General features: G+C 44.4%; 20 protein-coding genes. 6 read left to right on the top strand and 14 right to left on the bottom strand.

Features of this window, described 5'->3' with window-relative positions:
- Positions 1–24: 24 nt before the first annotated feature.
- Complete coding sequence (locus tag MHH49_RS16700; protein ID WP_051490984.1) at positions 25–1,269, top strand: sialidase family protein; 1,245 nt, start codon at positions 25–27, stop codon at positions 1,267–1,269.
- A gap of 204 nt (positions 1,270–1,473) precedes the next feature.
- Here MHH49_RS16700 and MHH49_RS16695 read toward each other — a convergent pair whose 3' ends face one another.
- Positions 1,474–1,623, bottom strand: a complete 150-nt coding sequence (locus tag MHH49_RS16695; RefSeq protein ID WP_155288181.1) for a hypothetical protein — start codon at positions 1,621–1,623, stop codon at positions 1,474–1,476.
- Between the two features lie 288 nt (positions 1,624–1,911).
- On the opposite strand from MHH49_RS16695, the gene MHH49_RS16690 reads away from it, so the two are divergent.
- The gene (locus MHH49_RS16690; RefSeq protein WP_036677583.1) at positions 1,912–2,355 is read left to right on the top strand and encodes a carboxymuconolactone decarboxylase family protein; all 444 of its coding nucleotides are present in this window, start codon (positions 1,912–1,914) and stop codon (positions 2,353–2,355) included.
- A gap of 167 nt (positions 2,356–2,522) precedes the next feature.
- On the opposite strand, the gene MHH49_RS16685 is transcribed toward MHH49_RS16690, so the two are convergent.
- Complete coding sequence (locus MHH49_RS16685) at positions 2,523–2,975, bottom strand: MarR family winged helix-turn-helix transcriptional regulator (RefSeq protein ID WP_036677586.1); 453 nt, start codon at positions 2,973–2,975, stop codon at positions 2,523–2,525.
- 128 nt (positions 2,976–3,103) lie between these two features.
- Here MHH49_RS16685 and MHH49_RS16680 point away from each other — a divergent pair, with 128 nt between their 5' ends.
- From MHH49_RS16680 to MHH49_RS16670, 3 genes are read left to right on the top strand one after another with little or no spacing between them, the layout of a single operon-like run.
- Positions 3,104–3,550, top strand: a complete 447-nt coding sequence (locus tag MHH49_RS16680; protein ID WP_038572966.1) for a GNAT family N-acetyltransferase — start codon at positions 3,104–3,106, stop codon at positions 3,548–3,550.
- Positions 3,547–4,191: a YczE/YyaS/YitT family protein gene (locus MHH49_RS16675; protein WP_036677593.1), complete on the top strand. Its 645-nt coding sequence runs from the start codon at positions 3,547–3,549 to the stop codon at positions 4,189–4,191. Before MHH49_RS16680 ends, MHH49_RS16675 begins: the two co-directional genes overlap by 4 nt.
- A gap of 42 nt (positions 4,192–4,233) precedes the next feature.
- Positions 4,234–4,689, top strand: a complete 456-nt coding sequence (locus MHH49_RS16670; protein WP_339210582.1) for a GNAT family N-acetyltransferase — start codon at positions 4,234–4,236, stop codon at positions 4,687–4,689.
- Positions 4,690–4,881: 192 nt separating this feature from the next.
- On the opposite strand, the gene cymR is transcribed toward MHH49_RS16670, so the two are convergent.
- Positions 4,882–5,301, bottom strand: a complete 420-nt coding sequence (gene cymR / locus MHH49_RS16665) for a cysteine metabolism transcriptional regulator CymR (protein ID WP_036677599.1) — start codon at positions 5,299–5,301, stop codon at positions 4,882–4,884.
- Between the two features lie 294 nt (positions 5,302–5,595).
- On the opposite strand from cymR, the gene mnmA reads away from it, so the two are divergent.
- Positions 5,596–6,717: a tRNA 2-thiouridine(34) synthase MnmA gene (mnmA, locus tag MHH49_RS16660; RefSeq protein WP_076141568.1), complete on the top strand. Its 1,122-nt coding sequence runs from the start codon at positions 5,596–5,598 to the stop codon at positions 6,715–6,717.
- Between the two features lie 363 nt (positions 6,718–7,080).
- Here the strand turns inward: mnmA and MHH49_RS16655 are convergent, their stop codons facing one another.
- From MHH49_RS16655 to MHH49_RS16605, 11 genes are all read right to left on the bottom strand, one after another.
- Positions 7,081–10,065, bottom strand: a complete 2,985-nt coding sequence (locus MHH49_RS16655) for a glycoside hydrolase family 48 protein (protein ID WP_341138789.1) — start codon at positions 10,063–10,065, stop codon at positions 7,081–7,083.
- A gap of 32 nt (positions 10,066–10,097) precedes the next feature.
- The gene (locus MHH49_RS16650; protein WP_341138285.1) at positions 10,098–12,830 is read right to left on the bottom strand and encodes a glycoside hydrolase family 9 protein; all 2,733 of its coding nucleotides are present in this window, start codon (positions 12,828–12,830) and stop codon (positions 10,098–10,100) included.
- A 292-nt stretch (positions 12,831–13,122) separates the two neighbouring features.
- Positions 13,123–14,973: an oligopeptide ABC transporter substrate-binding protein gene (locus MHH49_RS16645; protein WP_036677608.1), complete on the bottom strand. Its 1,851-nt coding sequence runs from the start codon at positions 14,971–14,973 to the stop codon at positions 13,123–13,125.
- 19 nt (positions 14,974–14,992) lie between these two features.
- Positions 14,993–15,898: an ABC transporter permease gene (locus MHH49_RS16640; RefSeq protein ID WP_051490985.1), complete on the bottom strand. Its 906-nt coding sequence runs from the start codon at positions 15,896–15,898 to the stop codon at positions 14,993–14,995.
- 27 nt (positions 15,899–15,925) lie between these two features.
- A complete protein-coding gene (gene opp4B / locus MHH49_RS16635; protein ID WP_036677612.1) occupies positions 15,926–16,888 on the bottom strand; it encodes an oligopeptide ABC transporter permease in 963 nt (320 codons plus the stop codon).
- Positions 16,889–16,892: 4 nt separating this feature from the next.
- A complete protein-coding gene (locus tag MHH49_RS16630) occupies positions 16,893–17,828 on the bottom strand; it encodes an ABC transporter ATP-binding protein (protein ID WP_036677615.1) in 936 nt (311 codons plus the stop codon).
- Positions 17,815–18,831, bottom strand: a complete 1,017-nt coding sequence (locus MHH49_RS16625) for an ABC transporter ATP-binding protein (RefSeq protein WP_036677618.1) — start codon at positions 18,829–18,831, stop codon at positions 17,815–17,817. The genes MHH49_RS16630 and MHH49_RS16625 overlap by 14 nt, the downstream gene beginning before the upstream one ends.
- Positions 18,832–19,211: 380 nt before the next feature.
- A complete protein-coding gene (locus MHH49_RS16620; RefSeq protein ID WP_036677622.1) occupies positions 19,212–20,516 on the bottom strand; it encodes a replication-associated recombination protein A in 1,305 nt (434 codons plus the stop codon).
- A 295-nt stretch (positions 20,517–20,811) separates the two neighbouring features.
- The gene (locus MHH49_RS16615) at positions 20,812–21,093 is read right to left on the bottom strand and encodes a CD3324 family protein (protein ID WP_036677625.1); all 282 of its coding nucleotides are present in this window, start codon (positions 21,091–21,093) and stop codon (positions 20,812–20,814) included.
- A gap of 391 nt (positions 21,094–21,484) precedes the next feature.
- Positions 21,485–23,668, bottom strand: coding sequence for a HelD family protein (locus MHH49_RS16610; protein ID WP_341138284.1), 2,184 nt, complete (start codon positions 23,666–23,668; stop codon positions 21,485–21,487).
- A gap of 957 nt (positions 23,669–24,625) precedes the next feature.
- Positions 24,626–25,924: an NCS2 family permease gene (locus MHH49_RS16605; protein WP_036677630.1), complete on the bottom strand. Its 1,299-nt coding sequence runs from the start codon at positions 25,922–25,924 to the stop codon at positions 24,626–24,628.
- Positions 25,925–25,963 lie beyond the last annotated feature (39 nt).

The raw sequence follows: 25,963 nt of genomic DNA, 5'->3' as shown, positions 1-25,963 counted from the left end.
AAAGATGAAAAAGGAGAGGTGACAATGACCAATTTCAATTTTCAGGTCACTACAGGTTTGCCACCAAAGTTTGAACCCTATGTTGCTGTGAATCTGCTTATTCCCGGGATCATGATTGCTGTAGCTGTAGACACTACAACCGGAGTTCCATTAATAGGGATGTATCGATCGTTAGATGGCGGTGCCAACTGGTCACAAGCTTTACTGCCTCTGCCTCCAGGATTTACAGGGGCCGAAGCACCTGCTGTTGCGTACTCCTTTCCGAATACATTTGCCATTTCTGCACATGCTTTTCCAGGCGCTTCAGACGGAACAACTATATTCTATATTTCCACCAACAATGGTACTAATTTCAGCAGCCCTGTAATTGTAAGTAGCGGGTATGGAACCTACATTAATAATGACGAAACAAATATCACAATCGATGTAGGACAATCTAGCCCATATTTAGGAAATATCTATGTTTCTTACAATCATCAGTTCAATGTAGCTAACGGAGGTAACTCGACAGCTTTTCTTAGTCGATCTCGTGATAATGGAGCCACATGGGACACTCCCATCCTGCTTTCCAGTGAAGCTAATCAGGTAGAACGTCCCGATGTGGCTGTGGATTTGATAGGCAGCGTGTATGGAGCATGGATTACGACAAATCCGGAATTCCGATTTGTGATCAGAACTTCTTTGGATGGTGGAACAACGTTTGGCGCCCCTGTTCTTGTGTCCACGATCGTACCTGTGCCCATAGTCCTGCCCGTTCCCGGCTATGCTTTTCGGGTCTTAACATTTGCGAATATTTCAACCGATCGATCAGTCGGACCCTTTACCAACCGTGTGTATACCATCTGGCAGGATTTCCGCCAAGGGTACTCTGATGTATTCATGTCCATTTCAAACGACAGGGGCATGACTTGGAGCACTCCCGTTAGTATTACCGGTGCACCCGCGGGATCTCAGAACTTTTTTCCTGCGATCGATGTCGACCCTTTGACGGGCGTAGTAAATGTGATCTATTACAGCAATCAGGTTAACGGATTTTTGCTAGATGTATATGTTGCGCGATCCATTAACGGTGGACAGACATTTACCAACACTAGAATAACTAACGTTTCCTTCGATCCGAATGCTGGAGGTACAGGACCTGTAACCTTAATAGGGGATTATATTGATATCACTTCCGTTCCGCCTGGAGGATATATCGGCGTATGGACAGATACTAGTCCGGGAACACAGACTATTTTTGCGGGATATTCCGATGTAGTTATTACTTGATTGGGGCTGGCTGCCAACATCATAAAAAGTCTATTGCCGGGGATTAGGCAATAGGCTTTTTAGTGCAGGTAATGAAAAAGAAAATATTTTCATGAACTTGAACGCTGTTACGCTGAGCTTTCGCATCCGCATCATCGCCGATTCCCACTCTGGCAAGATCCATAGCATACTGGGCTTTGATATTACATATGTTCGATTTTTCAGTTAAAAAACCTTCTCTAATAAAGATCCAAAAGCATAGCCAAATTCATATGTATTTCTTACCAGACTCTCCATTCCCTGAACTAATAACGTGACGCCCTTAAGCATTAGAGTAAAAATAAATATCACACCAAACATTCGAAATACTCCCATTCCTTTCTCGTGCCTCCAACGATAATTCTTGCCCATTTTAAAACACCTCATTTTGAGTATTATTATGTTAACTACGTCTCATTACGGGCTCCTATGTATTTCACATCATCCGTATAAAATCTTCTTACTAGAATACTAGATTTGGAACATTATGTATACCAATGCAGAGGTCATCGGTGATTTCTGCCTTCTCATAAGTAAATAAGCACAAATGTTCGCATATAAAGAATAATAGTGTTAAAATAAAGTTATACTATTCCTAAACTAAAGCCTAAGGAGTCTTGCCAAATGAGTCAAAGAGTTGCCTACAATGAAGTTGCACCTGAGGGTATGAAAATCATGATGGATATGGAGATGTACACCAAAAAATCTACGATTAATCGGACTACAAGAGAACTTATCAAAATCAGAGTTTCTCAAATTAACGGATGTGCTTTCTGCATAGATATGCATACATCCGAAGCTCGTAAAATGGGTGAAACCGAACAACGAATTTATTGTTTAAATGTTTGGGAGGAATGTACTTTTTATACACCTGAAGAGAAGGTTGCTCTCGAACTATCTGAGCATATTACGCTAATCCCTTCCAAAAGAGTTCCTGATGAGCTATATAAACGAGTACGTGAACAATACGATGAGAAGCAATATATTGATCTTGTACTGGTCATTAATCAAATCAACAGTTGGAACAGAATTTCTATTGCAATGGGAAATACACCCGCAGAACAATAATTACCCTCAAAGAACACCTTAGGGTGTTTTTTTTATTCTCCGCTCCGCACGTTCCACGGCTCCGTTGATATATAGATCATCACATTAACATGCCCTGCCAGTATTATCACTAGCAAGGCATTTTTTCATGCGATCGCGTTGGGTTAGTTCAATAACAATTGCTGATTTTAGTACTCTCTTTTATTTCCCTTCTTTACGTATTCCCACTCAACCTCAACATTTTTCCTAACCCTTTGCAAGAGTTGAAACAATACTTCCGTTTCTTTTTCAGATAATCCTGCTAACGCAACCAAGTCGGTATGTTCCCCTTCTCTCTTCAGAAAAGAATAGGCTTGTTTACCTTTTTCAGTTGTGAATAACCTTTTTATTTTTTTGTTGGTTTCATCGTCTTTCTTTTCAATAAAACCTTGGATTTCAAGTTTCTGAATCGCACGCGCTGCTGTTGTTCGGTCCACCTTTATCATTTCCGACAGCTTTTCTTGAATAATACCTGGATTCTCATATATCCGGACCAGATATAAATACTGCCCCTTTGTAAGCTCTAATTCCTTGAACTCTATATTACTTATGGAATCTAATGCCCTCGCTATCATTCCAACTTCACGAAGTATCTCCTTCATTCAATCACCTACCAGTTCCAATAATGTTGTATTTACAACAATATTGATTATATATATACTTATAATTGTCGTTAATTCATTATGACGTTTTTCCTAAAAAAAACAAATACAGAATGGAGTAAGCAAGAATGAATCTTAAAAGAATTACACTAATCGAGGAACTTGAAGCTGCATTTTCAATAAGAAAAAAAGTATTTGTTGAGGAACAAGGCGTACCCCTTAATGATGAATTTGATGAATTCGATACGCTGAATGGAGAATGTGAGCATGTTCTCGCCTATTATGATGGGCAACCAGTTGCCACAGGAAGGATCCGCTTTCTTGATGGATTAGGTAAGTTAGAGCGTATTTGCATCCTAGAACCTTATCGTAAATTTGGAATTGGGAAAAAAATTATTTCTGCATTAGAAGAGATCGTGGTTGAAAAGGGGCATCAAAAGGTTAAATTGCACGGGCAAACTCAGGCAGAGGGGTTCTATAAGAAACTTGGTTATCGGGCTTCATCTACTGAATTTATGGAGGATGGCATCCCTCATCTTTTAATGATTAAAGATCTTTCTGCTTCAATAGAATGAAGAAGTTTAGTGTAACTACGTTTTCCATTTTCACTTGCGGAATTTTCATCTTAACCCTAGGCGTTTCACTAACAATAATCTCCGATCTTGGAGCGTCCCCTTTTGATGCACTTTTAGTCGGTCTATCCCAAAATGTCGGTCTTACAGTAGGCAGTTGGGAGGTGCTGATCGCATGCCTATTGATTGGATGTAATTCATGTTTATCCAAGCAAAGACCAGAATTATTAGGGTTGGTAACTGCATTTATAGCAGGCATTGGTATCGATATGTGGCTTTTTTTGTTAAACAATCTGATCGAGCCTAATCTGTGGATCAGTAAAATCGCCTTTTATGGTTTAGGATTAATCGCAATTGGATTAGGTACATCCATTTATTTGTACGCAAATTTCGCACCGATTCCAGTGGACCGACTAACATTAGTACTGCAAACGATAACTAGGCTTAGTATACTATTTACTAGAACAATCATTTATCTGGTTTTCTTATTTGCCGCCATTATTTTCAATGGGCCTATTGGGATTGGCACTCTACTTACCATTTGTTTAGGCGGCTTAATTCTTAATTACTTTATGCCACTTATACAGAAAGCCTTGGACCGATTGCTACAACATACAACAGCGGACTCCGCTAAAGAAATATGATATATAGAGCAAACCATAATCTTATCATTGGGAGTGAATAATATGGAGATTAGAATCGATAACTTAACCGGAACCGAAATCATAGCATTGATCAGTGAACATCTGCAGAGCATGTTTGAGCAATCCCCGCCAGAGAGTGTACATGCGTTGAATTTAGATAAATTAAAAACACCTGAAATTACCTTCTGGAGCGCCTGGGAGCAGGGCGAACTCTTAGGTTGCGGTGCTCTTAAAGACCTGGGTAGCCATCATGGTGAAATCAAATCTATGCGTACTTCTACCAAGCATCTTAGGAAGGGTATTGCATCTAAAATGCTTGCCCATATCATTAAGGAAGCTAAGCAACAAGGCTATCGGCGGCTGAGCTTAGAAACCGGATCCACTGAAGGGTTCGAAGCAGCTAGAAAATTATATGAACAATATGGATTTGAATACTGTTGTCCGTTTGCAGATTACATTGAAGACCCCTATAGTGTTTTTATGACAAAAGAATTATAAGCACTATGGAGGTGCTAACTTGACTACTAATCAATGGATACCGATTCTCGCAGCGTTCATCGGAGCCTCTTGCTGCTGGATCGTGCTCTTTAATAAGCGTAAGAACAAATAGAATCGCAGATAAAAAAAGACTCCCAAATGGGAGCCTAAACGTTGACACATTATTTTTTTGGAATATCTTTCATTCGAGGACTAAATATAAAACATGTAATTGTCAGCCAAACTCTCTTCTTTGTAGTTAATCAAATCATAAAGTGTTGTGGAATCCAGCACATCGGCAATGCTGTCACGAATACGCAACCATAAATCCCGTTTCGCTGCATCGTCCTCTTCCGTGAAGTCTACAGGAGAGATAGGGCCCTCCAGCACACGGATGATATCACCGGCAGTGATAGCGTTCGCCTCACGCGACAAAATGTATCCTCCATATGCTCCACGAATACTTTTTACAAGTCCTGCATTGCGCAAAGGAGCAATTAGTTGCTCCAGATAATGCTCGGAAAGACCATTTTTCTCAGCGATACTCTTAAGTGAAGTTGGTCCTTCACCAAATTTCAGTGCAAGCTCCATCATAATTGTTAGTCCGTAACGACCTTTGGTTGATATTTTCAAAGGGGCACCTCTTTCAGTTTAATGTCTGATTATTGTATACTATTGATTCGGCAAGTCATTTTGATTGTCATATCAAGGTATTCCGATAATTACTCTCAGTTTATGTTATCATATCCGAAGTCACAAATGAAATGGTAAACGAAACATTTTACGAGAATGTTCACCCCAGGTGGACATTTTGTTGTTTCCAGTCTCTTATTTCAGAGGTTTAGAGTAGACAGGTATGTTATAATACATTTTGAGCCGGGTGTTCCATGAATGACCGGTATTTTGGGTACAGAAATGGTGATTACGATGACAAAAGCAAAACAAGACACCCGTGTCGTCGTCGGCATGTCCGGAGGGGTCGATTCCTCCGTCACGGCGCTTCTGCTCAAGCAGCAGGGCTATGACGTCATCGGCATCTTCATGAAGAACTGGGACGATACCGACGAATTCGGAGTATGTACGGCCGAAAGCGATGCAGAGGATGTTCGCCGCGTATGCGAGCAGATTGATATTCCTTACTATACCGTTAATTTCGAGAAGGAATACTTTGATAAGGTATTTTCTTATTTTCTCGATGAATATAAGGCCGGCCGGACGCCAAATCCTGACGTCATGTGCAACCGCGAGATTAAGTTTGGAGAATTTTTGAACAAAGCTCTTCAGCTTGGTGCCGATTATGTCGCAACTGGACATTACGCACGTGTTATAGAAGAAGATGGTGTGTACAAGCTGCTCCGCGGCGTAGACAACAATAAGGATCAAACCTATTTCCTGAATGCACTGGGGCAACATCAACTCTCTAAAACAATGTTCCCTATTGGACATCTGCCGAAACCTGAAGTGCGGAGAATTGCTGAAGAAGCAGGACTTTACACTGCCAAGAAAAAAGATAGCACAGGCGTCTGCTTTATCGGCGAGCGCAACTTCCGCGAATTCCTCAGTCAATATCTCCCGGCACAAGCTGGCGATATGGTTGACATAGTAACTGGAGAGATCAAAGGCCGCCACGACGGACTTATGTATTACACGTTAGGCCAACGCCAAGGCCTTGGTATTGGTGGCTCTGGCAACGGCGAACCGTGGTTTGTAGCTGAGAAAGACCTTAGCCGCAACATTCTTTATGTAGTACAAGGAGACAAGCACCATAGCCTGTACTCTACTAGCCTGATTGCTTCCGGTGTTAACTGGATTGACGGTCAAGAGCTTGGGCAAGAGCCGCTGAAATGCACCGCCAAGTTCCGGTATCGCCAGCCAGATCAAGGCGTGACCCTTACAGCGCGTGAAGATGGAACAATAAATGTAGCCTTTGATGTTCCACAAAAAGCTATCACACCTGGTCAAGCCGTTGTCTTCTATCTCGGCGAGCAATGTCTCGGCGGCGGAACGATAGAATACGCGCAGAAGGTTGTTCCTTCAGCACAAGTGTGAATGTAAGCCAAGCTTCTATAAAAGCCTATCTACAAGTAATCGTAGTAACTCACAATATCTAACTAACATACCAAAAGCACGAAATAGTTGTATTTAATACAGCTATTTCGTGCTTTTTTATTTCTTTTTGGGTTTTAGTTGTATATTGTACAGTTAAACTGAGCTTATACCTCAATAAATACCCATATACTGATAAATAGTTGTATGAAGTGCAACTAAATTACGTTGGCGCGGCTAGGGTGTATTTTAGTTGTAAAAAATACAATTAAAATGGATATGAAGCCACATTTAGTCGCAGTCGCTAACTAGCCAATTACTAAAAAAAGCCCCAGCCAAATGGCTAGGGCTTCCCTTATTTAGACTTTAAGGCTCAAGTCCCCATGCTAGATCACCATTCAAATACAACGGCACATGATTCCATTCCGTGTACGATGTTTTGGCAGGATCATAAGAGTAGTCTCCAACCTCGTTGTAATTGCTCCAATCCGTTTTGTTGACCCGGATCTGGATATCACCCGTGTTGGCTCCCGGTGCAAGACTGCCTGCACCTGCGCCGAAGGAGATTTCTAAATAATAATCCGCTCCAGTTTTGGCAGGGTCCACCTTCACGAATGTTCCCTGTATATTACTTCCACCGATGTTAGCATAGTCAACATTAAATTGTTGAGGTTTATCGCCATCAATCGTGTAATAATACCGCAGCTTTACATCGCTAAGCGCTACAGCCGTATCCCCATTGTTAACAATTTGCAGCTGCGGGCGGAACTGATTATCTCCCGGATTGGTATCACTTGTCCGGTATTTCACCAGCAAATCTCCTTGTACCGGAATCGGCACATCAATAGGCTTGGCGTGAACCTCAAGCGAATTTGGGCTCTCTCCAACCACGTTGGAAGCACTAACTACGTAGTAGTAATCCGTACCGTTAACCACTGAAGCGTCATTGTAAGTCGCCTGAGTGACAACAGCCACATCGCTGTAAGGGCCACCAGTTGTCGCAGCTCTTTTCACAGTGTAGCTAGTAGCTCCAGTTACGTTGTTCCAACTAAGATCTACAACTTTGTTACCAGCGACCACACTTGGTTTGGAAGGTGCTTTTGGAGCTACTGGCTCAGTAGGCACACTGCTGTTGATCAGTCGATCGTATTCAGCATAAGCAGTTGCCATATCTACTTGCGACCAGAAGCGATGGTAGGTAAATTCAGGGGCTCCATTGTCCCAAGTTTTAGTCACTTTATTAAAAGAAGTATTGTATTTGTCCAGCAAATATTGCCACTTGGAGTCATTCACGATATTTGGACGGATATCGGTATAGCTTGCGTATACCCCGTTTCCGCCTTTAGCTGGATCGGAAGGCACTGTAGATGAACCAGGGATCGTATTTCCTTGGCCGAATGTACCTGTCCAACCGCTTGGAAAATAGACTTCTTTAGTGAAATAGCGAGAATAATCTCCACGGCTTTCGGTAGTTGCAATACCAATTCCATCGTTATAACCCCATGCCGTGTCTAACAAAGATTTAGCCAGTACCTGAGCCTCTCCTCCCAGAGTACTGTAGCTGCCATGTTCAGCTTTGGTGCCAGCCGCATAGAAGGTAAGTGCCTTAATATAGCTGCCCAGTACACCTGTATCTTGGCTTGGACTCTTAGTTACGGCTTTCAGGTTACTGTTTGCTGCAGAACCACTGAAGCCATTCCACGTATTAGGTTGTCCTGTCCATTCCACATTACCTGGAATCCAGAACTCTCCTGGTGCAGAGACTGTTGCCACTTGTGGGTTGTCTCCTCCAAGAATTCGATTACCTTGACTGTTCAGGTAGTAACCTTCAGCATCCGTAACTGGACGTTTGTTGGCAAAGGCATAATCTTTAGACCAATCTACCCAATTTTCTATAACTTGTTTTGCCATTTGAAAGTTTTCAGATGTAGTGTCTCCGTTAGAAGCAAGGATATAGTACAGCTCTGCTACCCGCTCCACACTCCATGCCTGCATCCCGAACCAGTTATTGGATGGAGGATCGTGGTAGACTGGAGCTTCGTCATATGCCATGCCATAAAAAGTACTGGTTCCGGCTGGATAAGCCTTGTAGGCGCCTTGATAACTATTGGTCGCTCCTCCGGCAATTGCCCCTTCAGAGGACTGCAGCCAAGTATAGAATTCCAATTGACGTTTCAGAGAATTTTCCCAATCCTGTCCAGCTGTAGCTGATGACGGGATCAGACCACCATCCGAATCAGAAAGTGCATAGGCAGCCACGACATTCTGATACCCTTGGTGGGCATGGCTCGCCCCGATTCTCCAAGCCCAGTTTCCTGTAGCTCCAAGTCCACCGCCCCATGCGGTATACCAAGCCAGAAGATATTGATTGGAATCTTTGCCAGTCCCGGCATCAGGTGTGCCGTCAGTAGCTGCACTTCCTACTTTTTGGAAGTATTTATCATACATACCGTACCGCAGGAAATCGCCCATTTTCTTAGCTTTATTCAAATACACTGTATTGTTGTAGCCGAGCTCTTTAGCCCAGTACATTGCTTGTACTGCCCGTGCATCGGCATCTGTAGCATTCGTGTAACGCCATTGAGCGGAAGGCACGTTAGCTTCTTTTGTGAACAGGCTCATGAAGCCTTCGTTTGCTTTTCCGAACGTTTTGTCATCTTGAGACGGGTGAGGGACCGCCTCCCAAACGGACTCTTGTTCACCCCGTTGGAATGTATTCACATAAGCGGCTGTATGCGTAGGATTCAGCAAGTTGCCGAAGCCGTACCAGTTGTCCACGTCTACCAGCCAGTGCATCAAGTAGGTCTGGTTGTTGCCATACGTCGCCTTCAATTCAGCATCTAGCGGATCTTTACCTGCTGTATACTGGCCACCTAGCTGACTTGGATACTGATCCGGCTGAGCATGCTCCGCTGCATACGTAGCCGGGCTGTTCGGATTGTAATAACTCATGGTTGGCTGTTCTTCCTTGCCATCACCTTCGTTAATAGGGATGATATACTTCTCCATGTTGTCCCAAGCTGATTCCAGCTTAGTCCAGTCCCCTGTGTGATAACCATAGAGTACCTCAAGCCACATCCAATAACTGTAAGCTTCTGAGGTCGTCATATGTCCGTAATCAGGGGCTTCACTCATCAAGGTCTCTACCGCATGATAAGGTACTCCTTCAGCAGAGAAATAACCATTTGCGGGGTCTTTTAGCTGCGCATATAATTGCAGAAATCGCGTCTGCTCCGTAGTAGAAGCGTGAGCAGTCTGAGGTCTAAAATTAAATAGACCGGTCATGAGTGAGAGAAACAGGACTGCGGCCATCATTACAGAAACAGGCTTCTTTATTAAGCTCAATTTCATCATCTTAGGCAAGCTCCCTCTCTTGGATATATTTATGGTTCTAAGCCCCATACAAGTGTTTCACCTTGATAAAGTGTAACTTTATTCCAATCGGCAAATGTCTGCTGAACCGCGCTGTAGGAATAATCATCCGTTTCATTGTAAGCCGTCCAGTCCGTCTTATTGGTGCGAGCCTGAATCTCGCCGCTATCTCCACCAGGCGCTACGCTTCCAGCCTCTGCACCAAAAGAAATCTCCAGATAATAATCCGCGCCCGTACTGGCGGGATTCAGCTTAACAAAACTGCCGCTTAAATTACCACTGCCTACTACAGCATAATCACAATGAAACTGTTGTGGTTTATCCCCATCCACAGTGAAATAATAACGCAGCTTCAAGCCGCTAAGTGCCACAGACTCGGTTCCTGTATTCATAATTCGGAACTGAGGGCGCAGCTGTCCATCACTGGCATTCGTATCATTCGTACGATATTGCACCTTCAAATTCCCCGTTGTGGGCTGTGTTGGTTCTTGGGGTTTGGCACTAACCTGTATAGATGGCAAGCTCTCCCCTACACTATTCGTGGCAGTGATCACATAATAATAAGTGGTTCCGTTCACCCGTCCACTATCCATGTAATCCGTTCCCATGACATTCTCAAGCACCGTATACGGGCCTCCACTCACTTCACTGCGTTTAACGGTATATTCACTAACCCCGCTAATGACATTCCAAGTCAAATGGACAGTCCCATTACCTGCTACTGCCTGAACATTAGTCGGACGTGCAGGGACTTGAGGTTCTCCAGGTTGTCCACCACCCGCTGGAAGTTCTCCATACATGTGCACACCTGCATCAAACACCGGAATGTTCGCTGTTTTAACAGGAGTTGCTCCTTGAGCTGCCACACCTTGGAATGAAAAATCATTAGCATTATTCCAGAAGTTAGTGTTCAGCGGGGCTGCAATTCGGAATTGAATCTCCTTACGATGAGCAGATTGTCCACCCGGATAAATTAAAGTACCTGTAAAATCAACCTTAGTATAGTAGATATGGTTAGCTGCATCGTAAGGCTGAAGTGCAGACACCGTTCCACCCTGATTGTAGCCTCCCGCCGTAACCGTAATATCCTCAGGAGCATAACCAGCCGCTATCGCTTCACTAAGATCCACATAGTAGTTAAAAGACATCTCTTTACTGGCCCGTGCCGGCCAGCCCGTACGGTTATTCAGCAATGCTCGAATCTCTACGAAGTTGCTGCCACTAGCATTCACAGAGGCTTCGACAAACATCTCATCTTCACGTGTCTCTGCAGGTGGAAATTGTGCAAGCGGCTGTTGCCCTTGTCCATGCAGCAGCACCATTTTTGCAATAGCTCCTGTAAAAGCTGCATTGTAATCGGTTGCAACTTCATTCGAGACATAATCGTTAATGGAGTCGTTGTAGCTGTCTGTTTTGGACGGGCCTCCAACTAGCGCTCCGTACAAGACATGGCGATGATTTACCGGAACGGTCTGACTATCATTCCATGATCCATGTGAGGTTCGATGATGGGGATGCTGAGGAGAATTATTACCATAACCGATAACATAACTGCTGTTTCGTGGATTGTCGCCAAGCATATACGTAATTTGTCTCTCCGCGAAAGAACGCGCCGTATCTTTCTTCACCGGATCGCTCACCCAGTCCGAGTAAACGAAGGCCATAAAAGCCTGATTGGCTGCATAACGCAATGCGCCCCATTGATCCAGATGGGCTAGTCCGCCAGGTGTATAGGCAACACGGTCACTTGTTCCACCCACTCCAGTCGTCCAATACTGCATATTCCGTTCAGTGGATTGAATGAACTTGGTCTGCCCGGTGATTCGTGCCAACAGTAATTGAGCGCCATAATGCTTGTCGTCCCAAGACTGCGTCCACTGATAACCCCAGTTTCCAGCCTGATTCGTTCCCCATTGATCACTTGCTGCAATAGCCTTATTGAGATACTGCTGATCGTTAGTCGCCAAATACAACCAGACAGCCCCCCAGCTCAATTCATCCGCATAACCGCTCCAAGAATTATAATATTGTTTGGCATCGGTAATGCTATCGGAATAGGAGCCGCGGTAAGTGTCAGCAAAATTATAAAGCTGTTTAGCATGCAGCAGCAGCTTGTCCGCATATACGGCATCCGTATCCCTGAAAATAATGGATGCTGAAGCTAACGCTGCAGCTGTTTCTGCGGCAAGATCTGATCCGGGATGAGTGGCATCAATTTTGTAGGAAGGTCTCTGCATCTGCATGACTTCTGCGGGTCCCCACCAATTATGATCGGTTGTTCCGTTACCAACTTGTCCCCACAGCTCGTTAGGAGCAGTATGAGCTTTTACAAAATAATCGGTTGCCCAGCGAATATTGTCTAATATTTCCTCCAGCTGCCCAGACCCCTCATATCCTTGCTTGTACTCATAAACCGACCACGCCAGCATCGTCGTAGAATAAGCCATAGGCAGACCGAATTTAACGTGATCACCGGCATCATACCAACCACCAGTCAGATCATGTCCCACATCCGCCCCGTCCAAAAGACCGGAATCGCCCCGCCATTCCACCCGATTGTTATCTGGCAATTCACCAGACCGCTGGGTTTCGTAGAAATAAATAGATTTTTGAAGAACCTCCGCATAGTTGTAGTCTCCGGCCGCCGCCTCTGCTATCGCCGGTTGAAATGCAGCATTTGAACAAAATGTAAGCGTAAACAACAAACTGAACACCAGTCCTTGTTTCCTATACCTCTTGATCATTTCTACTGCCCCTCTCTTCAGTGAATGCCACAAGAAAGATTACACCTCAGTCCCGTAACACCTCCCTCACTTGAATCAGGTACCCGTCATTGCGATCATCCACTCACCTCTCTCTAAGAGCTATATTTAAGCGAAAGTTTCGCTCTCACCCAAAATATACCATATCTTTCATTAAAACACTATATTTTTACAGTAAATAATGCACAAAATATAGGAATTATTGTTAATTTAATGAAAAATAAAAAACAGCAGCTCAGGATCTCTCCTTGAACTGCTGTTCATTAATACCCTCTTACTGAGCTACCGCAGCTTTATCTGCAGAAACCGCAATGTCGTTATAATAGATTTCAACTCCATCACCAACAGCCCAATAATTCAGGACGCGGTTATTAACCGGCACTATTACAGCACGATAAAGTGTTGGGAATACTGGAATCTCATCAACCATAAATTGTTGCCACTCTTTATAGATTTCTTTACGTTTGTCTACATCAAATGCAGCCTCGGAGATCCCTTCGGCGAGCAAACGATCGTTCTCTGCACTCGAGTAACGCGGGAAGTTATAGATTGCATCTTTGCCATACAGACCTGATGGGTCAACGTCAATCCCTACACCCCAAGCGCCTTGGTACACATCAACAGTAGGATCATCCTCACCATTTTGACCTATGCGATCATAGAAGGTATTAAACTCTACCATTTCCAAAGTTACATTCAGACCAATCGCTTTCCAGGATTGTACATAATATTGAGCCAGCGGCTCAGCAATGTCTCCACCAGTCATCGAAATGAAATTAATCTTCAGCTCGCTGCCATCTGGATTCGTTCTAAATTCACCGTTTAGTTTGTAACCAGCGTCATCCAGGATCTTCTTAGCTGCTTCTGGATCATAAGCTACACCTGGATTGGAAGCATCATGGAATTCAGGATGGGAAGGTGGGATCAACGTAGTCGCATTCCAGCGAAGTCCATTATAAAACTTCTTACCGACAGTATCATTATCTACGGCAGCCCACATGGCTTTACGCAGATTTACATCCGCCATTTTAGCTTTAGGATCTGTTGCAACAACCTTTTTCTCTGCATCCCATTTACCAAGCTTAAAGCCTATATACGTATAAGCACGATCAACCGCACCCAGGAATTCAACGTTTGACATCTTTGCATTATCCGGGAATTGATCAATAGGGAAGGAATCCACCAAGTCAACTCCGCCAGATTTCAGTTCTTGTACAATCGTTGTTGGGTTGATAACCTTCAAAATTACTTTATCCAGTTTTGGGGCTCCGCGCCAGTAATCTTCATTCTTAACAAATACTACAGACTCACCAGGAACGATGCTCTCTACTTTAAAAGCTCCGAAGCCAATTGGCTTTTGGCGGACTTCAGGGGAAGAGGAGATTTTGGCAACATCCATGCCGCCAAAGATATGTTTGGCTAATGGATAAATCCATACGCTACCCGTTAACAAGGAAGGTGTAGATTGCTTATAAGTAATCTGCAGTTTCTTATCACCCAGCACTTTAATCCCGGATATGGTCTTGGCTTTACCGGAATGGTACTCATCCATGCCTTCAATATTAGTGAAGTCAGAACCATAACGAGGACCATCATAAGCAGGATTACCAATAACTTCATGGGCGAACAACCAGTCTTCAGCCGTTACTGGCTTACCATCCTGCCAGTTTACATTGTCGCGAATCGTAAAGGTAAAGGTCCGTCCATCTTCTGCAACTTCATAAGTAGCCGCACCATCATTAGTATATACATAGTCTTTATCCCAAGTTAACAAACCTTCATCAAACCAGTTCAGAACTTGAGCATCTGGATCCCCAGAATAGAAGTTCCAGTTCAAAGTACCTTCAAATGGACTATCGGAAACAAGTCCAAATGTAATTGTCCCTCCGTCAATAGCTTCACCTTGGTTAGTCTTAACGTTACTAAAATCTTTAATGTTATAAAGTCCGTCTTCTGCCTCAGGCGCGGCCGTTGCTTCTGCAGTTGCCGCAGGTGCGCTGGCGCTAGGAGCTGCTGTTGATTCAGCCGCTTCGTTGTTGTTCTTGGAGCCGCAAGCCGCAAGAGCGAACAACATTACAAACATTAATGAAACTAGTAAAGCTTTTGAACGAATGGCTTTTCTCATTTAATCATTTCCTCCCTTATTATCCTTTTCTTTGTCTTGCGTCGGTCGCACGTTTAAGCGCTTGACCCACATTATTTATACTCAACATCAATACCAGGATCAGCAATGATGCGGGTAACCAGATCCACCATCTGAACTCAAGGGTCTGCGGATTTCTCGCATAGCTTACTAGAGTACCCAGACTGGGTGTACTTTCTGGAAAACCAAAACCTAGAAAGGATAGGCCTGATTCCAATCCAATATTAGCTGCCAGATTCAAGGTCATCGTTACGATAATGATAGAGCTTAAGTTCGGCAGAACTTGCGTGAACATAATTTTTAGATTGGAGGAGCCTAGGGTCTTAGATGCCTGAACATAATCCAATTCCTTCTCTTGCAATGTCTTGGAACGAATTAGCCTGGCAATCCCCATCCAAAGAAATGCTGTCATGATAAAGGAGAAGGTCAATGTATTGTACTTAGGAACTGCGCTGACAAAAGCTATAACAATCATTAGAAAAGGTAGAATCATGAAGAAATCCACAATACGCATCGCGACATTATCTACCGTTCCCCCAAAGTAACCTGAGACTAAACCTACCAGAATACCGATAATTCCCGTAAAAAAAGTAACCATAAAGGCAATAGACATGGAATTTCGTGTTCCTATAATTAATTGACCGAATACATCCCGTCCTCCATAATCAGTCCCCAGCCAATGCACAGCCGAAGGCTTCTCATATAGGGCGAACAAGTCAACCGTGACAATTTCTTTCTGATCTAAAAATAAGGAGATCCCATATACAGCAGCAATAATCGTAAATAGGAAAATCAATGAGATCAGTGCCAGCTTATCCCGCACCATCTCCCGCCAAACAATTTTGAAGCCCGATGGACTTTTATCAGTTTCCTGCAGCAGAGCTATCTCTGCGCTCGTCTTTGCCATTTCATTCACCCCAAAGTGTTCATCTTCTTATTTAATCCGGATACGAGGATCTACGATACTTAAAATAATGTCTGATAACAACGCACCGACGATGGAAGCAACCCCATACAGAAGAACAAGAGCTGTTACCACGCTGAAATCCCGAATCGTTATCGAACTTAGAAACAGCAAACCCATTCCTGGATAGCTGAAGATCGTTTCAACGAACACCGTACCACCGATTAGCCCAGTGATCTCATATCCAAAAAATGCAGCGATCGGCAGCAAGGAGTTTCTCAAAATATGACGATTGTATACGCGTGACTCCGAAGCCCCTTTAGCTCTAGCAGTGAGAATGAAATCTTTTTGCTTCGTATCAATGATCTCATTTCTCAGATATTGTACGGTCCCAACCGTTGCAATTAGCGCCATAGATAGCGCAGGCAGAAGCAGATGGTAGAATTTACTCCAGAAGTGACTTAGTGTACCTGGAACTTCCCCGGGACTGACACTGCCGCTGGTAGGAAACCAATGAAAATGAAATCCGAAAACCCATACCATTAAGAGTGCAAAAATAAACAACGGTGCAGCAAATCCAATATAGGTATAGCCAGTTATCAAGCGATCCAGCCACGAATCGTTATAACGTCCGCTGGTAATACCAAGCGGGATAGCAATAAGGTATGTAAGAATCAGCGTAACAATGGCCAGCCAAAGGGTATTCATCAGGCGTTGACCGATTAGCTCTGAGACCGGCATTTTGAAACGGAAGGACTGGCCGAAATCCCCTTGTATCGCTTTAGTGATCCAATCCCAGTACTGGATGTACCATGGATCATTTAAACCGAGCTTTTCTCTCATCGCATCAATGGCCGCCGGGTCAATATTCGGATCAAGCATTCCTGAAAGTGCGTCACCTGGCATCGCCTTCGCCATAAGAAAAACAAGAATACTTAATAGAACTACTTGAGGGATCATTATAAGAATTCTACGAACGATAATCTTCCACATATTCTCAACCTTTCTCAGGCAAGGCTACCAGATGAGTCTCGGAAATTGATTTTAATGGATAAGCCATGCCTTCTTCATCAAAATAATTCCGGTGCGCTTGTTCATATTCCTTGCTTACTGATTTTCTAAACTCCGTCTGCTTTTCTCTCTGTTTCGGATCAATATCAGGAATGGCGGCAATGAGTCGTTTGGTATAAATATGCTGAGGATTGTCAAAAATATCTTTAGCAGTCCCTTGCTCCACATGTCGTCCTTTATACATAATCCCTATGTGATCGCACATATGCCTGATGATCCCGAGATCATGACTGATAAATAGAAAAGTAAGATTCAGCTCTTTTTGAATGTCCTGCATGAAGTTAAGCACTTGTGCCTGTACTGAGACATCTAGCGCAGATACCGGCTCGTCAGCAATAATAAGCTTTGGCTTGAGTGCAATTGCTCTGGCAATTCCGATCCGCTGCCGCTGGCCGCCAGAAAATTCATGCGGATATTTCAGGATGTTCTCAGGACTTAAGCCTACCTGTAAAAGCAATTCCTGCACCCGGCGTTTTTCTTCCCCTGGAGACATTTTTTCGAAATTACGCAACGGTTCTGCAATAATATCGAGTACACGCTTCTTAGGATTTAAGGAAGAGTACGGATCCTGAAAGATCATCTGAATGTCTTTGCGGACATTTCTTTGCTTACGTACACCCCTCAAGGCCAAATCTTGCCCTTCAAAAATCACGCTGCCGCTAGTAATAGAATTAAGACCTATAATCGCGCGACCCGTTGTCGTCTTCCCGGAACCAGATTCACCAACCAGACCATAGGTTTGCCCAGCTTCAATGGTAAAATTAACATTATCGACAGCCTTAACTACGCCAACTTCCCTTCGAAAAACACCGCCGTGGATCGGAAAATGTACTGCTAAATTTTTAACCTCAAGAAGTCCCATTGTGGATTGCCTCCTCGTTAGTATCAGGGAAATGGAAATTGTTATAACAGGTGCAGCGAACGAAATGTCCGGGTGCGACTTCATGCAGCTGTGGGTTCTCCTCATGCTCCGATTCAGGAATCCAAGGCGTCCGTGCCGAGAAACGGCAGCCCTTACGCGGAAGGTTTTGCAGTGGTGGAACAATCCCCTGAATCACATGCAATCTGGATTTCTCTTCTTTTGCTGTTGGAATGGAGTTTAATAAGGATCTCGTATACGGATGTTTCGGATTAGACGTCAACGTAAAAATATCTGCGATTTCGACGATTTGTCCGGCATACATCACCGCAACACGGTCAGCCATTTCGCTTACAACCCCTAAGTCATGAGTGATTAAGATAATGCCTGCTTCCATATCGTTTTTTAATTTTTTAATAAGTTCAAGGATTTGTAATTGGATAGTCACATCTAGTGCTGTAGTAGGTTCGTCGGCGATCAAAAGCTTGGGTCCATTGGCTATCGCAATGGCGATAACCACCCGCTGCCTCATGCCACCGGATAATTCGTGGGGGTACTGCTGATATGTATGCTCGGGACGGGAAATTCCAACCTTGGTCAAAAGATCAATGACCTTCTCTTTTCTCTGTTTCTTAGAAAGCTTGGAATCGTGTAGGATAAGTACTTCTTCAATCTGTGAGCCGATGATCATTAGCGGGTTTAAAGCGGATAAAGGATCTTGAAAAATCATAGACATTTCTTGGCCGCGCAGCTTGTTTAGTGCAGCAGGAGACATGGTAACGATGTCCTGGCCCTTGTATTTGATTTGTCCGTCAATTTTGGCTCTGGTGTGCAGCCCCATAATTGAAAAGGCGAGCGCACTTTTTCCTGAACCAGACTCTCCAACGATAGCCAGAATTTCATTTTTGCGAACAGACAGGGTAACATCATCAACCGCAGCATAATAGTCGTCTGCAATTCTGAACGATGTCGACAAATTTTTGATTTCTAGTAGTTCTTCGCCCATATTCATCACCCTAACGACAAGGATTTCAAAATTAACACAATGAAAATATTATGTAAATTTTGATATAAATAGTGTTGATTTTCATGAAACATTTTGAAATAACCAATGTGATGATAATTAACACCATTAAGAATACTACCAGTAGTTCAATCGGAAATAAAAATGAACATCTCGTAACTTTGTAGTTCATTTTAATTAACTTATGGTAAATTATCAATCTTTTCCTATAAAAAATTTTCAATCGATGTGATTAAAAGTAACGTAGGCAACAAAAAAACGGCTCTAGGCCGCCTTTTTTTGGGAATTATTTAGTTCGTCTGAAAGTTAAAATCTTTTGCTTTCCAGCATGAAATTGGAAGGTATTACAGTCGCTAGCTGGGTTACTGCTCCCGCCGAAGCTTTTGATTATGACGAATCTTAATCTCGTTGCCTTGCTCAGTTGCTTGATAAAAAACACGCTGAGAAATCTCCTTAGGCAAATACTCCTGCTTTACATAATGCCCCGGAAAATTGTGCGGATATTGATATCCTTCATGCCCTAACGCAGTTGCGCCTTTATAGTGCGTATCACGCAGATGCAGCGGTACCTCCGCTGATTTGATCTCATCCATACTTGCCATTGCATTGGAAATAGCCATAACCACAGCATTAGACTTCGGACTTTCCACGGCAAAAAGAATAGCTTGGGCAATGTTCAGCTTCGCCTCTGGCCAACCATTGTTTCGATAGGCATCCAGCGCACTCACCGCTTGAACCATAGCTTGGGGATTAGCCAGGCCGATATCCTCACTGCTGGCTGCAATCAGGCGCCGAATAAAAGTCATAGGGTCCATTCCAAGCTTTTCTACCGCATACAGAAACCAGAACAACGCGGCGTCACTGGAACCGCGAATACTTTTATGAAAAGCGGATAGCACATCATACTGCGTAGATTCATCAGCCTTCACAATGGGGCGCCGAATGGATTCCTCCGCCACCTCCAGCGTAATATGAACACTTCCATCAACTTGCGGCGCGGTAGTCAGGGCTGCCAGCTCCAGCGCATTTAGTGCCCGGCGAATGTCTCCATTAGCCATAGTTGCAATATGCAACAAAGCCTCTTCATCGACCTGAAGCTCCATAAATCCAAGACCTTTATCTTTGTCCGCCAAGGCTCTGCGCATCGCGATCAGACTGTGTTCACTCGTTAATGCCTCCAGCTGAAATAAGGTGGAGCGGCTCATAAGCGCCCCATTAACATAATGGAACGGGTTCTCTGTAGTCGCTCCAATGAAGGTGATGGTCCCTTTTTCTACCGCTGGCAAAAGCGCATCCTGGCGCGAGCTATTAAATCGATGCACCTCGTCCAGGAACAGGATCGTCTTTGTGCCGTACAATGTTTGATTGTTCTGAGCTCGCTCAATAACCTCCCGTACATCCTTCACGGTAGCTTCCACCGCATTCAGACGTACGAATTCCCCTTGTGTGTGATGAGAAATAATATGCGCGAGTGTCGTCTTACCGCATCCCGGGGGACCATAGAGCAAAATCGAAGAGACTTGATCCGCCTCAATCGCTCTTCGCAGCAGCTTCCCCCGACCTATGATATGCTCTTGACCAATATATTCATCAAGATTCTCCGGTCTCATCCGGTCCGCAAGCAGCCGTCCGCCCCCGGTGTCCTCTCCGAAAGAAAATAAATCCATAACTCCACTTCCTTGCTATATTCTTGTAAAAGCTCAATATAAATCCCTCTCTATCATACCATATCACAGGGAAGGATTAGGATGTCCTGCCGGTTCAAGGTAACAGTATCAGCATAGACTTATTTTACGCCAAAATAAAAAGAGCATGATCTCGTCTTAGAAAGGCGGGAGCCATGCTCTTTTTTCAAAATATAAGAAAGTATAGGTTTCACGCTACACTTTATCCTTATGATTTCTCGCATAACGCTTACCGTCCTTATAAGGACACCAGAGGCGTTTATGCTTGAATTGCAAGCTAGCAATTTACTGCCAGCCGCATTTTTGATATGATTTTACGAATGCTTTCTTCCGATAGATGGTACTTCTTCTGAAGTTCCGCTACGGAATCACCGCTTCGATGACAACTGAAAATTTCCTTGTTCCGGTTCGCTATTTCTTTCCTCGAACCGCTGTTCTCGCCCCATCGAACCCGCTCTTCCGTCCTCTTTGGGATGTAGAGCAGTTCACCTTGGATGTATCCCTGAAGCTCTTCGAGCAAGCCAGGGGGGAGCACATCCTTCCCATTTACATAACTCAACTTGCATTTCCTCCTTCAACAGGTGTGTCCCTATGCGTCGGTCAACTAAGTTTTTAGTTATAATCACGTCACCTGCCTCCTTTCTTCTCCTCATATTTGGAAAAATCCGTAATTTCATTATATAAAAACCTTTTGGTAGCGTCTACATTCGATTTCATAAATTTCGTTCTTATGGATAAGTGTGGTACTTCTTATGTTAGTAATAAGGAGGCCATAAGGCCTCCTCGCTTTAAGCAGGTTTCCGTCTTAAACGGAAACCACCTCGTATACTGAAATCATTTCAATCAGCCTCCTTCCAGAAGTGTTCTTGCCCGGCCGGACACTTATTATTAAGCCATACCTATGGGGGAGTTACAAGACCAAGAACAGTTATAACCATTCTCCACCAGTCTTACTCCCCCTCAGAATCGCTTCCAGCCGCCGTTTGCACATAGGAAGGAACTTCCCCATTATGGAGCAGCCACAGCTCATGGAGAGCACGTGTACAGCCGACATACATCAGCTTCGCGTCCCAAGCCGTCGCCCCGTAATGGTCTTGATCGGCATCTGCTAAGATCACCGCATCGAACTCCAAACCTTTTGATAAATAGACAGGCAGCACCGATAGTCCACCCTGATATTGCGTCATACTGCCATCAATCAGATGAATATCTTCAAAATGCTGTGCCAGCTCCGCATATAGTTCTGCAGCCTCATGAAGATTTCTTGTTAGGACAGCCACCGTACGGTATTCCCTTCCTGACAGAGACTTCAGTGCAGAGGTTATTGTCCGCAAGCGAGCTTGCTCATCAGCCACCAGTTCCCCGTTATCCTCACCGTAGGCGATCATACGCACGGGATCTCCACTACGAAACACAGGAACAGCCAGCAATGAGCTCTCCACACCTGAAGATAGAATTCCATTAGCGAAGTCTATAATTTCCATAGTAGAACGATAGCTGCGTGTCAGCGCGTGATAAGCCGTGTTCTCAGGGGCAAACAACGTCTGCATCTCTTCCCACGCGTGTACGCCTTTATAGGCATGTATACCCTGCGAGAGGTCACCCAGGATCGTAAAGGAATGGCCTCGTACATATAAATCCAGAACGGCAATTTGGAAAGGTGAAAAATCCTGAGCCTCATCAATTACTACATGGTCAAAGCGAGTAACACCCTCATCACCATTCAAAAGATAATGGATATACAGCAGCGGAGGTAAATCCTCTTCACGTATGATGCCTTTTTTCAGCTCTTTTGCCGTTTCCTTCAGTACAGCTGCCGGAATTTCCTCTGGCGGTTCAACCGGCCAATCCTCAGGAAGTTTAGCTGCTCGGAAAATTTGCTTATAGATCGTTAATGGATCATATTTAGGCCATTTGGCACTATAAGCCTTCTCTCGCTGCGCGCCTTTTTTCTTGCGATCCTTCATAGCAGCAGCTGAAGGGCTCTTCTTCAGTTCCATCTCAATCCAGCGATGAATCCGCGCCATTACCCGTTCCTTGCGCTTAGCTGGAGGATAGGGAGCATACTCCTCATTATGCCAGCGCAAAATCATAGAACGGCGTAGCACCGCACCCTCCCACGGGCTAAAATCACCCTCAGGTACGGAGCTGCTTTCCAATAGCTTGATGCTGGACTCTATGATTCCCATCAGCACCGTGGAACCCTTGAAGCGCCCTGGTGTCTCTTCTGTAATTACCGGCATGCCCCCAGGGGTTTCGAACCAGCGGTTCATCGTCTCCGTCGCATCCTGTTCCGGCAATTCCAGTCCTAGTACATTAGCTGCCCAATCCGGAAATGTACTTTGAGCAATATTACCTACCCCGAGCTCAGGCAATACATCCGAGATGTAATCTAAAAACATCCGGTTTGGTGCAAAAATGATCATTTTTTCCGCAGAAACCTGATCCTTGTATTGATACAGCAGAAAAGCAAGCCTGTGCAGTGCAACGGTTGTTTTACCGCTTCCTGCCACGCCCTGAATGATCAGCGCTGTATTCTTGGCAGCACGGATAATCTTGTCCTGCTCCTCTTGTATGGTCGATACGATATCCCGTAGGCGATTATCCTTATTTTCCCCAAGTCGATAGACGAGAAACTCATCTGATACTATCGGTGCATCGCTTTCCCGATTGTACGTATCCGCGACCCGCTCCAGAATTTGCTTCCGAATCACGACGTTGCGTTTGAGGTATACCAGCCCCTCTATCAATCCCTCAGGAGCTTCATAGGAGGCTGGCTCGGTACCGCCGGTAAACGAATAGAACAGGCTTGCTACCGGTGCGCGCCAGTCGATGACTAGCGGACGGTCGCTTACCTGCTCACGGTCTACGCCGATTTTGCCTATATAGAGTGCCTTCCGTTCATTCTCATCATTGCCTTGAAAATCAAGCCGTCCGAAATAAGGCTCCTGCCTAAGCTTGGCAAGATCTTTGCGCTTCTGATCACGGTTCGCTTCCAGCACCTGTTCCGTATAGTCATGTCCCGTGTACACTGGTGTCTGCTGGAGCTTCTCCAGCAAAGTGTCAATTTCAGTAAGCGCTTGATTCAGCCTGTCTTCTTCCTCTTGATAGGCACTTTGAAAGTTGTCTTCCAATTTCAGTTACCTCCTAAAAGTTTATCGAGCTTAAATTTTCATGCTCCTACGCCCATTTCTCACGCAAAAGGATACCCATTGTAGCACAATCAGCGCTTAAATACCAAATCTTTCAAATGATTTGACTAAACTTATAAGTTCTCCAACCTAAAACCCTTTGGTGCTCCTTAGCTCGCACAAGCGTCGAATATTTAGGACACACCAAAGGTGTTTTTGCCTTTGGTTTCGGCGCTTACATACATTTAGCTCGGATCAAAGGCATTTTTGCCTTTGCTTTCGGCGTACACGCACATTTAGCTCCAATCAACGGTGTTTATACCTTTGGTTTCAGCGTTCGCTCACGTTCGGCTCCAATCAACGGTGTTTATACCTTTGATTTCGGCGTACACGCACATTTAGCTCGAATCAGCGGTATTTATACCTTTGATTTCGGCGTCTATGCGCTTTTAGCTCGAATCTACGGTATTTATACCTTTGATTTCGTCGTCTACGCGCATTTAGCTCCAATCAACGGTATTTATACCTTTGATTTCGGCGTCTATGCGCTTTTAGCTCGAATCTACGGTATTTATACCTTTGATTTCGTCGTCTACGCGCATTTAGCTCCAATCAACGGTATCTATACCTTTGATTTCGACATCTACGCGTATTCGGCTCGAATCAACGGTATTTATACCTTTAATTTCGGCGTCTTCGCGTATTTAGCTCCAATCAACGGTATTTATACCTTTGATTTCGGCGTCTATGCGCTTTTAGCTCGAATCTACGGTATTTATACCTTTGATTTCGTCGTCTACGCGCATTTAGCTCCAATCAACGGTATTTATACCTTTGATTTCGGCGTCTATGCGCTTTTAGCTCGAATCTACGGTATTTATACCTTTGATTTCAACGCTGGCTAATAGAGCTGATTAGTGAACAACAGTTCCCTCGTAATCAAAGAAACTGGATGCCGCACTATAACACAGCCTGCAAAATAAAGTTAGCTACAAACAAACCAGCAATCCCATACAGCGCAGGTGGCACTTCCTTCCCTTTGCCCAGCGCCAGCTTCACAATCGGGTAGGTAATAAAACCAAAAGCCATACCATCCACAATGCTATAGGTGAATGGAATCATAACCATGATTAGAAAAGACGGGAACAGCTCGGTCAAATCACTCAAGTCCATCTCACGCACATTCTGTACCATAAGTCCGCCGATCACAATCAGGATCGGTGCGATCGCACTATCGGGAATATAGGATAACAACGGAAGGAATAAGAAGGTCGCCCCAAATAGAAGCCCTGTCACCAGCGAGGTGAGACCCGAACGCCCGCCCGCAGCTATTCCTGCATTAGATTCTGCAGCGGCCACGACTGGACTGCTTCCGAAAAGACCCGCGGCGATATTGGCAAGCGAGAGCGCACGCAGGCTGCTTTTGAAGCGTTCTGGACGGCCTGCCATCATCGTCTGTGAGGCTACAAGACCGATATTTTCAAATACAACGATTAACAATAACAGGAATACAGCAATCCAGAACACAAGGCTCACAATACCGCTCCAGTCCATTCCGAAAAATAGGCCGCCATAACCTGAGAATACATGCCCTGAAGCTTGTTTTTCCGGTGCATGTGCAGCTCCCAGAAGATAGGCTAGTCCTGTACCAACCAGCATACTTATCAGCAGGCCGCCGTTAGTTCCCCGGATAAATAACACTAAAGCCAGCAATAAAGTCACACAGGATGTAATAACTGCAGGATCACTAAAATGTCCTATGGCAACAAAAGTAGTCTGATGGGCAATCACTATCCCGCTCTTTTGCAGCCCTATAAAAGTCAGAAATAGCCCTATACCGACTGTAATGGCATGCTGCAGGTTTTGGGGAATTGCCTCACTAAGAATACGATAAAGTGATGTAAAGGCCACGATAGCGAATAACACGCCTGTTATAACGACTACAGTAAGTGCCTCTCTCCAGTCCAGTTTCATGGAATGAACAAGCGTATAAGTGAAAAATGCGTTAATCCCCATCCCGGGAACCACGATGATAGGCGTCTTCCCGCCGAAAGCCATCAGCAGACAGCCGGTAATTGCGGTCAACAGTGTAGCCACCATTGCCGGTCTAAGCGGCATCCCTGCGTCATGGAGAATCGTCGCATTCACCATAACAATATAAACTGAAGCAAAATAGGAGAGAATCCCTGCAGCCCATTCCCGTTTCCAGTCATTCTCAGGCGCAAGCCCCACACTATTTCGCCAAAAATTCGATTTCATGTACAAAAACCTCCACTGATATTAAGTTCCGCAGGCGGA

The organism is Paenibacillus sp. FSL F4-0122 (assembly GCF_038002845.1).
Classification (GTDB): Bacteria; Bacillota; Bacilli; order Paenibacillales; family Paenibacillaceae; genus Paenibacillus_AQ; species Paenibacillus_AQ odorifer.
The sequence above is the reverse complement of the archived record's forward strand: the minus strand, read 5'-3'. Positions and strand labels throughout refer to the sequence as shown.

Excerpts from the sequence above, each read along its gene's own strand:
- MHH49_RS16700 (WP_051490984.1), top strand. The coding sequence starts at position 25 with ATGACCAATTTCAATTTTCAGGTCACTACAGGTTTGCCACCAAAGTTT.
- MHH49_RS16695 (WP_155288181.1), bottom strand. The coding sequence starts at position 1,623 with ATGGGAGTATTTCGAATGTTTGGTGTGATATTTATTTTTACTCTAATG.
- MHH49_RS16690 (WP_036677583.1), top strand. The coding sequence starts at position 1,912 with ATGAGTCAAAGAGTTGCCTACAATGAAGTTGCACCTGAGGGTATGAAA.
- MHH49_RS16685 (WP_036677586.1), bottom strand. The coding sequence starts at position 2,975 with ATGAAGGAGATACTTCGTGAAGTTGGAATGATAGCGAGGGCATTAGAT.
- MHH49_RS16680 (WP_038572966.1), top strand. The coding sequence starts at position 3,104 with ATGAATCTTAAAAGAATTACACTAATCGAGGAACTTGAAGCTGCATTT.
- MHH49_RS16675 (WP_036677593.1), top strand. The coding sequence starts at position 3,547 with ATGAAGAAGTTTAGTGTAACTACGTTTTCCATTTTCACTTGCGGAATT.
- MHH49_RS16670 (WP_339210582.1), top strand. The coding sequence starts at position 4,234 with ATGGAGATTAGAATCGATAACTTAACCGGAACCGAAATCATAGCATTG.
- mnmA (WP_076141568.1), top strand. The coding sequence starts at position 5,596 with ATGACAAAAGCAAAACAAGACACCCGTGTCGTCGTCGGCATGTCCGGA.
- MHH49_RS16655 (WP_341138789.1), bottom strand. The coding sequence starts at position 10,065 with ATGAAATTGAGCTTAATAAAGAAGCCTGTTTCTGTAATGATGGCCGCA.
- MHH49_RS16650 (WP_341138285.1), bottom strand. The coding sequence starts at position 12,830 with ATGATCAAGAGGTATAGGAAACAAGGACTGGTGTTCAGTTTGTTGTTT.
- MHH49_RS16645 (WP_036677608.1), bottom strand. The coding sequence starts at position 14,973 with ATGAGAAAAGCCATTCGTTCAAAAGCTTTACTAGTTTCATTAATGTTT.
- MHH49_RS16640 (WP_051490985.1), bottom strand. The coding sequence starts at position 15,898 with ATGGCAAAGACGAGCGCAGAGATAGCTCTGCTGCAGGAAACTGATAAA.
- opp4B (WP_036677612.1), bottom strand. The coding sequence starts at position 16,888 with ATGTGGAAGATTATCGTTCGTAGAATTCTTATAATGATCCCTCAAGTA.
- MHH49_RS16630 (WP_036677615.1), bottom strand. The coding sequence starts at position 17,828 with ATGGGACTTCTTGAGGTTAAAAATTTAGCAGTACATTTTCCGATCCAC.
- MHH49_RS16625 (WP_036677618.1), bottom strand. The coding sequence starts at position 18,831 with ATGGGCGAAGAACTACTAGAAATCAAAAATTTGTCGACATCGTTCAGA.
- MHH49_RS16620 (WP_036677622.1), bottom strand. The coding sequence starts at position 20,516 with ATGGATTTATTTTCTTTCGGAGAGGACACCGGGGGCGGACGGCTGCTT.
- MHH49_RS16605 (WP_036677630.1), bottom strand. The coding sequence starts at position 25,924 with ATGAAATCGAATTTTTGGCGAAATAGTGTGGGGCTTGCGCCTGAGAAT.